The following is a 9,879-nucleotide window of genomic DNA, read 5'->3' on the forward strand; positions in this document are numbered from 1 at the left end:
TCGCTCGCTGAAGGTGGTTCTAATGACTGGTTGGCACTTTCTGTTGTAGATGACTACAAACTGGACACGACAACCGCAGGAATTACTTTCGCCATTATGACTTTGGCGATGGTGATCACAAGATTCTCCGGCGGCAAACTAGTTGACCGTTTTGGGCGTGTATTTGCGTTACGCCTACTCGGAATTGCCGGTGTTGTGGGCATACTTATCGTCATCCTCTCCCCCACTATCTACTTCGCGTGGGTTGGTGCAGCACTCTGGGGTGCTGGAGTGGCATTAGGTTTCCCACTCTTCATTTCAGCAGCTGCAGACGGGGAAAACTCTTCCCAGCGAGTAGCGACAGTCACTACGTTTGGTTACATCGCTTTCTTAGTTGGTCCCCCACTTCTTGGCTTCCTAGGACAGGCTTGGGGATTACTCAACATGTTCTACCTCCTGGCATTCTTTGTTGCGTGTGCTGTGTACTTTGCTGGAGCTGCAAAACCACTCAACAAAGACTGACCTTCGCGTGACTCTGCTGTGCGCTGATAGGTTTCTGCCATGAGCAAGCCACAATACGTTCTGGCCATAGACAACGGAACAACTAGTACTCGGGCGATTGTTTTCGACCATGCAGGATCCAAATGCGGAACTGGTCAGCTTGAAACTACTCAAATATTTCCTAAAAGTGGTTGGGTTGAACACGATCCCCGTGAAATTTGGACCAACACTGTCAAGGTCATCGAGCTCGCGCTTAAAGAAGCCGGTCTTGACGCAGCGGATATTGCAGCCGTAGGTATCACCAATCAACGTGAAACCACTGTTATGTGGGATAAGTCGACAGGTATCCCTGTTTACAACGCGATTGTCTGGCAAGACACAAGAACGCAGTCCATCATCGATGAAGTGGCTGAGCAAGGTCTTAGTGTTCCAAATGTGAACCGCTTCAAGGACAAAACTGGCTTGCCCTTGGCGACGTATTTTGCAGCATCAAAGATTGTGTGGATTCTCAACAACGTTCCAGGAGCGAGAGAACGAGCCGAAACTGGAGAGCTAGCTTTCGGCACTATCGATACGTGGTTGCTCTGGAATCTCACCGGTGGAATCAATGGCGGTAAGCACATCACTGACGTGACTAACGCATCGAGAACATTGTTGATGAATCTCGAAACTCTGTCGTGGGATGAGGAATTACTTGATGCGTTCCAGATTCCTCGAGAACTCCTACCCACAATTGCCTCCTCGTCAGAAATCTATGGGACATCAGTATCTCCACTTCTTGGGGTTCCAGTATCGGGAATTCTTGGGGACCAGCAAGCAGCCACATTTGGCCAAGCAGCATTTGAGAGCGGTGAAGCGAAAAACACTTATGGAACAGGGAACTTCCTGATTTTCAATACTGGTGAAGAGATTGTTCACTCACAGAATGGGCTGCTCACCACTGTTGCTTACAAATTAGGTGATGGCCAGGCTCATTACGCCCTGGAAGGATCAATTGCTGTAACAGGATCATTGATTCAGTGGCTACGGGACAACCTAGGGATCATTTCTTCCGCCAGTGAAGTAGAGACACTTGCACTGTCTGTTCCGGACAACGGTGGAGCGTATTTCGTTCCAGCATTCAGCGGTCTTTTTGCTCCGCATTGGCGTCCCGATGCGCGTGGTGCCATCGTTGGTCTCACCCGTTTCGTCAATAAGGCTCATATTGCGCGAGCTGCACTTGAAGCTGTTGCTTTTCAAACCCGCGAAGTTCTCGATGCCACCAATGCCGATACAGGTGTGGCACTTACAGAAGTTCGTGTAGACGGTGGAATGATCGCCAACGAACTCTTGATGCAATTCCAAGCAGATCTTCTAGGCGTACCTGTCATTCGACCTGTTGTGGCGGAAACTACGGCTTTAGGAGCTGCTTATGCTGCAGGTTTAGCAGTTGGATTCTGGGCAAATACCGATGAACTTCGCGGACTTTGGCAAGAAGAAAAACGGTGGTTGCCACAAATTGACGACGAAGAACGTGCCAAATTGCTCCGAGTCTGGAACAAGGCTGTGGAGAAGAGCTTGAACTGGATTGATGAGGACTCAGTCCAGCTTTAGCGCTGAGTTGCCTCTACCCACTTTTCAAGTTGAAGAGTTGCTTTGCCAGAATCAATAGATTCTGCTGCGATGGCTAACTTTTCAGATAGTCGCTCGGTAATGGGCCTAAGAACCTGAGAGGAATCTTGGGCAAGGTCATATGAAACAAGCCCAGCAGCCGCATTGAGCAAAACAATGTCTCTAACTGCTCCGTGCTCACCGGCGAGAGTGTCCTTGAGGACCTGAGCGTTGTAGGAGGGTTCACCCCCGCGGAAATCTTCCAAACTTGCTCGAGCAATGCCGAGGTCAGAAGGATCTAGGTCGTGTTCGACGATTTGCCCACGAGAAACTTCCCAAATGTGGCTGTGTCCAGTTGTCGTTAGTTCGTCGAGACCATCATCACCACGGAAAACAAGTGCTGTCGCATCGCGTGTGCGGAAAACGCCAGTAATCAATGGAACTCGATCTAGCTGAGCAACACCTACCGCGGAAGCTTCAGGCCGGGCAGGGTTACACAAAGGACCAAGAACATTGAAGATTGTGGGAACGCCTAGTTCGCGACGAGCTTCTGCTACATGGCGAAAACCTGGGTGGAATGCTGCCGCGTAAGCAAAAGTGATTCCGGTCTCTTCGAGAACGTCAGCGACCTCTGTATTGGAGAGGTTGAGGTTGATGCCGAGTTCTGAAAGTACATCAGAAGACCCAGAAGCACTGCTGGCGGCTCTATTTCCATGTTTTACAACAGGAATACCGGCTGCTGCTGCAACGATTGCTGCAGTGCTGGAAATATTCACCGTGTTGTGGCGGTCTCCCCCAGTGCCCACGATATCCAGCGCCATAGCGGGAACGGGAAGTTCCAGAGCATTAGCTAAAACTGCATCTCTGAATCCCACAACTTCATGTACTGCTTCTCCCTTTGCGCGCAAAGCAATGAGGAAACCAGCGATCTGGGCATTGGTGGCATTACCTGTAATGATCTGGTTCATTGCCCATTCAGCTTCTGAAATGGTCAAATCAGTGCCATTGAGAAGAGCATTGAGCAAATGAGCCCAGGAGATGTTTTCAGCCATAGGTAACAGGCTACTTGTACAGCGTGGCGAGAGTCGATTGCACCCATGAGGAATATGAATTCCGGCATAATGGAAGGGTGACAGCAGCCACTATTACACCAGCCCCCTTATCGTCTTCTGTGAGTCGACCCAACCCTGTTGCGGTCGGAACTATCGTTTGGCTCGGAAGCGAAGTCATGTTCTTCGCGGGCCTCTTTGCGATTTACTTCACTTTGCGCGCCGCATCCCCAGAACTATGGGCAGAAGATGCTTCATTGCTGAACTTCCCGTTCTCGTTGACTAACACAATCATCCTGGTTTCGTCCTCTGTGACTGCTCAGTTTGGTGTGTTTGCGGCAGAGCGTTTGCAGTCTCGCGCAACTGGTTGGAAGCCTTCCCAGTGGGGAATGGTTGAGTGGTTCTTCCTCACTTACGTACTTGGAGCCATCTTCGTTACCGGTCAGGTTTACGAATACGCCATGTTGGTCAGCGAAGGAATTACGTTCAACGGAAATGCTTACGGAACGGCGTTCTACCTCACCACAGGCTTCCACGGTCTCCACGTAACTGGCGGATTGATCGCATTCCTTCTAGTTATTGGACGCGCATACGCTGTCAAGAACTTTGGTCACAAGGAAGCCACAAGCGCAATCGTCGTTTCCTACTACTGGCACTTCGTGGACGTGGTCTGGATTGGCCTCTTCCTCATCATCTACGTACTCAGATAACTAACGGACGGTATTGAACTTCATGCGTAAGAACATGTCTGAATCGAAGGCAGCTCGTCGTAACGGCCGTCGTGGTCCATTGGCATCTGTTGCACTCATCCTGATCGGCCTTGTTGCAACAGGTGGAGCATATGCAGCATTTAGCTCTGCTTCAGCAACTGCTTCAGTCGATCTCAGCTCCCCCGCTGTGATTGACGAAGGTCAAAAGCTTTTTGCAGCGAACTGCTCAACCTGTCACGGTCAGCAAGCACAGGGCACCGAAAACGGTCCCAGCTTGATTGGCGTTGGGTCGGCTGCTGTTGACTTCCAGGTTGGTACCGGACGTATGCCTATGCAGATGTCCGGTCCTCAGGCTGAACAGAAGCCTGTTCAGTTCACTGATGAGCAGACCAAGGCTCTCGCCGCTTACGTAGCTTCCTTGGCTCCAGGCCCAGCAATTCCTTCACAGTCTCAGCTCGAAGGCGGCAACGTTTCCAACGGTGGCGAGCTGTTCCGTATCAACTGCGCAATGTGCCACAACGTTGCAGGTGCTGGTGGCGCACTTACCGAAGGTAAGTACGCTCCTGAGCTCAAGGGTGTAGCTGCAGTTCACGTTTACGAAGCAATGCTCACTGGCCCACAAAACATGCCAGTGTTCAACGACTTGAACCTCACCCCTGAAGAGAAGAAAGACATCATCTCTTACCTGACCTACATTCAGGAGAACCCATCTGCTGGTGGACTTGAACTGAGTAACCTGGGTCCCGTTTCAGAAGGTCTCTTCCTGTGGATATTCGGTCTGGGTGCCATTGTTGCCCTCACCGTATGGGTCACTGCGAAGTCCAACTAAGACTTTCACGACGAGTTTAGAAAGAATCTAGAGGAGAAACATGGCTAAGAACGAGAGTGGCAAAGCCGATATCGTTCCTGCGAACAACGCAGAAGCAACTGGTACTGGTGTTGTAGCGCCAGATGCTTTCGCGAACCCTGGTTTGCCCCCACACCGACCACGCGTTACCGACCTTGACCCCAAGGCAGCCAAGCGTGCAGAGCGCACGGTCTACGTCCTCTTCTACTTGTCGATCGCAGCCAGCGTTTTCGCTGTCTACGCATACATGTTCTTCCCCATCGAGCCTGAGAATGTTCACTCAGTTCGTATGAACACCCTGTACCTGGGTCTCGGAATCGCATTCTCTCTTCTTGCTATTGGTATTGCTGCTGTCCACTGGGGCAAGGCACTCATGGCCGACAAAGAAGCTGTTGACCACCGTCACCCCGTTCGCGGAACAGAAGAAACTCGCGCTCGTGCCGTAGAAATCTTCCGTGAATCGGACGAGGAATCAGGTTTCAGCCGTCGTACCCTCATTCGTAATGGTCTGATTGGTGCACTTATTGCCTTCCCACTTCCAGCTATTGCGCTCTTCCGCGGTCTTGCGCCAATGGATGTTGACCCAAACAACGAGCTCAAGCACACCTTCTGGAAAAAGGGCATGCGTCTGACTCGCGACCCTCAGGGAACCCCTATCAAGGCTTCAGAACTCACCATCGGTTCTGCATTCCAGGTTATTCCTGAAGGTCTCGTTGATCTTCCTGAGCACGAAATGCTGGATGCGAAAGCAAAGGCAGCTGTTCTTCTTGTTCGCCTCAAGAAGGAAGACCTCAACTGGACGAGCAAAGAACGCGAAAGCTGGTCTTACGAGGGCATCGTCGCTTACTCCAAGATTTGTACTCACGTTGGTTGCCCTGTTGCTCTCTACGAACAGCAGACACACCACCTTCTGTGCCCCTGCCACCAGTCGCAGTTTGATATTTCAAATGAATGTGCAGTGATCTTCGGTCCAGCTGCACGTCCATTGCCTCAACTTCCCATCACTGTAGACGCCGAGGGTTACCTCGTTGCGACAAGCGATTTCACCGAACCTGTAGGACCTAGCTTCTGGGAGCGTGCTAATTGAGTAACGTAACTGCACCCGCACAAAGTGGTGTCGTAGGAAAGTTCTCGAACTACCTCGACGAACGCACCAGCATCTCTGGTGCCGTTAAGGAATTCGGACGCAAAGTCTTCCCAGACCACTGGTCGTTCCTTCTTGGTGAAGTAGCTCTGTACAGCTTTGTCATCATCCTGCTTACTGGTAGCTTCCTTACCTTCTTCTTCCAGGCGTCTATGACACCTGTGCACTACGAAGGCTCATACGTTCCCCTCAAGGGAATCGAAATGTCTGCAGCTATGGCTTCTACCTTGGATATTTCTTTTGATATCCGCGGTGGTTTGCTCATGCGACAGATTCACCACTGGGCCGCTCTTCTCTTCGTAGCGAGCATCGGTCTTCACATGCTCCGCGTCTTCTTCACTGGCGCGTTCCGTAAGCCTCGCGAATTGAACTGGTCAATTGGTTTCGTCCTGTTCGTTCTCGCAATGGCTGAAGGTTTTACCGGTTACTCACTTCCCGATGATCTTCTTTCCGGCAACGGTCTGCGAATCATTGACGGAATGGTTCTTGGTCTTCCTGTAGTTGGTACATGGATTACGTTCCTCCTCTTCGGTGGAGAGTTCCCAGGATCCGACATTGTGGGCCGTTTGTACTCACTGCACATTCTTCTTCTTCCTGCCTTTGTTCTGATTTTCATCGTGCTTCACTTGATGTTCGTCATCATTCACAAGCACACTCAGTACCCTGGCCCCGGAAAGACAGAAGAGAACGTAGTCGGTTTCCCCATCCTTCCTGTTTACGCAGCAAAGGCTGGTGGATTCTTCTTCCTGGTATTCGGTGTTGTAGCACTTATCGGTGCAACAGTAACCATCAACCCGATTTGGAACTACGGTCCATACGACCCCTCCCCTGTGTCTGCAGGTACACAGCCTGACTGGTACATCGGTTTTGCTGATGGTGCGCTCCGTCTGGTTCCACCACACCTCGAGACCTACTGGTTCGGCTACACCTGGTCGTGGAACATCATCATTCCTGTTCTGCTCCTCGTTGTTTTCCTCGCAGCAGCATTTGCCTACCCCTTTGTAGAAGCTTGGGTTACTGGCGACAAGCGTGAACACCACCTGCTTGACCGCCCACGTAACGCACCTGTACGTACCGCAATCGGTGCTGCTGGTGTTACCTTCTACGCAGTCCTCTGGGCAGCAGCTTCCTCGGACATCATTGCTACGCACTTCAAGGTAACAATGGAAGGTGTTATCAACACTCTGCAGATCATGCTGATTGTTGCACCCATTGTCGCCTTCATGACCGCAAAGCGAATTGCTCTGGCTCTTCAAAAGAAGGATCGTGAGATTCTCCTTCACGGTTTCGAAACAGGTCGCGTGGTTCGTCTTCCCGGTGGCGAGTACACCGAGGTGCACCAGCAGCTTGACGCATATGACCGTTGGCAGCTTGTCTCCTACAACGACAATGCTCCCATCATGCTTCGACCTAACCCACAGGGAAAGATCACTGGTGGCATGCGAATGCGAGCTTCTATGTCTCGCTTCTTCTTCGAGGACCGTATTGCTCCTGTTTCGCAGGAAGAATACAAGCAAGCTCTCGAGCACGCTCACCACTAAACACACAGACAGAAAGCCCCTCTTCGGAGGGGCTTTCTTCATATCTATAGCTAAAAGGGTTTTACTGGCTGCCTCAAAATAGTTTTGAGCTTGTCAGGAGCTGTTCTGCGCAAATCACTGAGATATATCTCATGGTGAAGGCCATTGAAGGTATAGCCGTTCTCTGGCATCACGACATCGTGCAAAGTGGATAGCACAGCACCTTCCCCAGAGAAGGGGCCTGTGTAGAGTGCTTGATAAGAAAGCCCCTCAGTAATTAATCTCAACTCTATGCTTGCTGCACAATCACTGCCTTTAGCGAGGGCTTTGGCCAAGGCAGCGTTGAAATGCTCCTCGGTAACCCACTCCGGAATTATGGAAAGTAATGTCCACTTCCAGGAAGTTCTTGTGTTTTCGGTGAATACAGAATAATCCTCGGCCCACCACAAAGCTTCTAGCGGAGGGATTACATAATCTTTTCCAGTTGCCGCTTTAGAGATGAATTTGAGCGGGTAGGCAGTGGAATACAACGCTTGGATTGCCAAGCTAAATTCGTCACTTTCAGGTGAACCCGATCCGTCCAGAGCGAGATACCGAAGAGGAGGAAGCTCTACCAACTCAAAGTTTGTATTCTTTGGCGCATAGAAGCTCTTCAAATACTTCTTGAAATCAAGTTTCTCTGTCATATGAAGGTTACCCATCTGCATAAAGAAAAGGCCTCAGAAGCGAATCTGAGGCCTTTCCATGAAGATTACGATCTAGTGACCGAAGTTCCCGCGGTAGTACTCGTAGGTCCATCCAGTGATTGCCACTAGGACAAATGGAATAGCCAGGAAGATAATCCAGAAACCAACGGCTAGCCCGAGGAATGCAAGACCAACAGAGAAGCCAAGCACTAATGGCCACCAGCTCCATGGGGCAAAATGTCCGATGTTGGGATCTGCATCATCGATATCTGCTGTTGGCATGTCCTCAGGGAGGAGAATTCCACCTTGAGAGCGGTTCACCATATTCAAGAAGAAAGCAATGAATGCTGCAAGAACAGCAGATAGCAAGAGACCAAGCGAACCAGTCGCTTCGAACTCATTACCTGCCAGGTGATTCCAGACAATGTAGGCGACACCTGACAGGAGGAAATACGCACCTAGAACTAAAAGGATAACAATATTATTTTTCATTGTTGTTAGGCCTTTACCTTTCCGGCGAGTGCAGGCTGACTGGTGTAACCACTAGGAGCAAGCTCCGGGTGGTTCATGTCGAACGCAGGAGACTCGCTGCGGATACGTGGGATCGAAGTGAAGTTGTGTCGAGGCGTAGGACAAGCTGTCGCCCACTCGAGTGAACGTCCGTAACCCCATGGGTCGTTGACCGTGACTTTTGCGCCGTAACGTGCGGTGAGGTACACATTCAAAACGAATGGAAGCAATGAAACTGCCATCAAGAATGCACCAATAGTGGAGAGCTGGTTCATCCAGGTGAACCCATCTTCAGGCAAGTAGGTTGCGTAACGACGTGGCATGCCCACAACACCTAGCCAGTGCTGAACAAGGAAGGTCATGTGGAAACTGATGAAGAACAACCAGAAGTGCCACATACCCAAACGCTCGTTGAGCATCTTTCCGGTCCACTTAGGCCACCAGAAGTAGAAACCACCAAACATTGCAAAGATCAAAGCACCAACAATGACGTAGTGGAAGTGAGCCACGATGAAGTACGAGTCAGACATGTGGAAGTCAAGAACTGGCGAGGCCAGGATGATTCCGGTCAGACCACCGAAGACGAAGTTGAAAACAAACGCCAGGGCAAACATCATTGGAGTTTCGAAAGTTACAGAACCACGGAAGATTGTTCCGATCCAGTTGAAAATCTTCACACCGGTTGGCACTGCAATAAGCATTGTCAGCAGCGCGAAGAATGGCAGAAGTACAGAGCCCGTGACGTACATGTGGTGTGCCCACACAGTCATTGAAAGTGCACCAATCGAGATGGTTGCGTAAACCAATGTCTTGTAACCAAAGATGGGCTTGCGGCTGAATACAGGAATAATTTCCGAAACCACACCAAAGAACGGGAGGGCAAGGATATAAACCTCTGGGTGACCGAAGAACCAGAACATGTGCTGCCAGAGAATTGCTCCGCCAGTAGCAGCGTCGTAGACGTGTGCGCCGAAGATGCGGTCAGCAGCTAGACCGAAGAGTGCTACTGCAAGAACGGGGAACACGAGAATGGCCAAGATCGAGGTCACAAGAATGTTCCACGAGAAAATCGACATACGGAACATTGTCATACCAGGAGCACGCATGGTGATGATGGTGGTGATGAAGTTCACCGAACCCATGATTGTTGCAAAACCACCAAGAGCAAGACCCATTACCCACATGTTTGAACCGATGCCAGGTGAGAACGTCGACGTCGAAAGAGGAGCATAGGCAAACCAACCGAAGCTTGCTGCGCCCTGAGGGGTGAGGAATCCACCAACAGTAATCAATGCACCGAAGAAGTAGAACCAGAAAGAAAGCATGTTCAAACGCGGGAATGC

The 9,879-nt window shown here is 50.6% G+C and carries 10 protein-coding genes; 6 read left to right on the plus strand and 4 right to left on the minus strand.

Features of this window, described 5'->3' with window-relative positions; genetic code table 11:
• Both Q0362_RS08295 and glpK read left to right on the plus strand, forming a co-directional pair.
• Nucleotides 1-501, plus strand: a 501-nt coding sequence (locus Q0362_RS08295; RefSeq protein WP_298122460.1) for an MFS transporter, incomplete at its 5' end; no start/stop codon positions are given.
• A gap of 39 nt (nt 502-540) precedes the next feature.
• On the plus strand, nt 541-2,073 hold the full coding sequence (glpK, locus tag Q0362_RS08300; protein WP_298122462.1) for a glycerol kinase GlpK: 1,533 nt from the start codon (nt 541-543) through the stop codon (nt 2,071-2,073).
• Here glpK and trpD read toward each other — a convergent pair.
• Nucleotides 2,070-3,122 (minus strand): anthranilate phosphoribosyltransferase, encoded by a 1,053-nt coding sequence (gene trpD / locus Q0362_RS08305; RefSeq protein WP_298122465.1) that lies wholly within the window; start codon nt 3,120-3,122, stop codon nt 2,070-2,072. The two genes, glpK and trpD, sit on opposite strands and share 4 nt — an antisense overlap.
• 77 nt (nt 3,123-3,199) lie before the next feature.
• Between trpD and Q0362_RS08310 the strand changes: the two genes are divergently transcribed.
• From Q0362_RS08310 to Q0362_RS08325, 4 genes are read left to right on the plus strand one after another with little or no spacing between them, the layout of a single operon-like run.
• Nucleotides 3,200-3,829: a heme-copper oxidase subunit III gene (locus tag Q0362_RS08310; RefSeq protein WP_298122468.1), complete on the plus strand. Its 630-nt coding sequence runs from the start codon at nt 3,200-3,202 to the stop codon at nt 3,827-3,829.
• Between the two features lie 34 nt (nt 3,830-3,863).
• Nucleotides 3,864-4,658 (plus strand): c-type cytochrome, encoded by a 795-nt coding sequence (locus tag Q0362_RS08315; RefSeq protein WP_298122470.1) that lies wholly within the window; start codon nt 3,864-3,866, stop codon nt 4,656-4,658.
• Between the two features lie 40 nt (nt 4,659-4,698).
• Complete coding sequence (locus Q0362_RS08320; RefSeq protein ID WP_298122471.1) at nt 4,699-5,763, plus strand: ubiquinol-cytochrome c reductase iron-sulfur subunit; 1,065 nt, start codon at nt 4,699-4,701, stop codon at nt 5,761-5,763.
• Entirely contained in the window at nt 5,760-7,361 is a 1,602-nt protein-coding gene (locus Q0362_RS08325; RefSeq protein ID WP_298122472.1) for a cytochrome bc complex cytochrome b subunit, read from the plus strand. The genes Q0362_RS08320 and Q0362_RS08325 overlap by 4 nt, the downstream gene beginning before the upstream one ends.
• A gap of 50 nt (nt 7,362-7,411) precedes the next feature.
• Here the strand turns inward: Q0362_RS08325 and Q0362_RS08330 are convergent, their stop codons facing one another.
• The 3 genes from Q0362_RS08330 to Q0362_RS08340 all read right to left on the minus strand — a co-directional run.
• Complete coding sequence (locus Q0362_RS08330) at nt 7,412-8,026, minus strand: GyrI-like domain-containing protein (protein ID WP_298122473.1); 615 nt, start codon at nt 8,024-8,026, stop codon at nt 7,412-7,414.
• Between the two features lie 72 nt (nt 8,027-8,098).
• Nucleotides 8,099-8,518 carry a cytochrome c oxidase subunit 4 gene (locus tag Q0362_RS08335; RefSeq protein ID WP_280795155.1) on the minus strand — a complete coding sequence of 140 codons (420 nt, stop codon included), beginning with the start codon at nt 8,516-8,518 and terminating at the stop codon, nt 8,099-8,101.
• Between the two features lie 5 nt (nt 8,519-8,523).
• Nucleotides 8,524-9,879: cbb3-type cytochrome c oxidase subunit I (locus tag Q0362_RS08340; RefSeq protein WP_298122476.1), on the minus strand; the 1,356-nt coding region annotated here is incomplete at its 5' end.

This window comes from uncultured Aurantimicrobium sp. (assembly GCF_936931525.1).
GTDB lineage: Bacteria > Actinomycetota > Actinomycetes > Actinomycetales > Microbacteriaceae > Aurantimicrobium.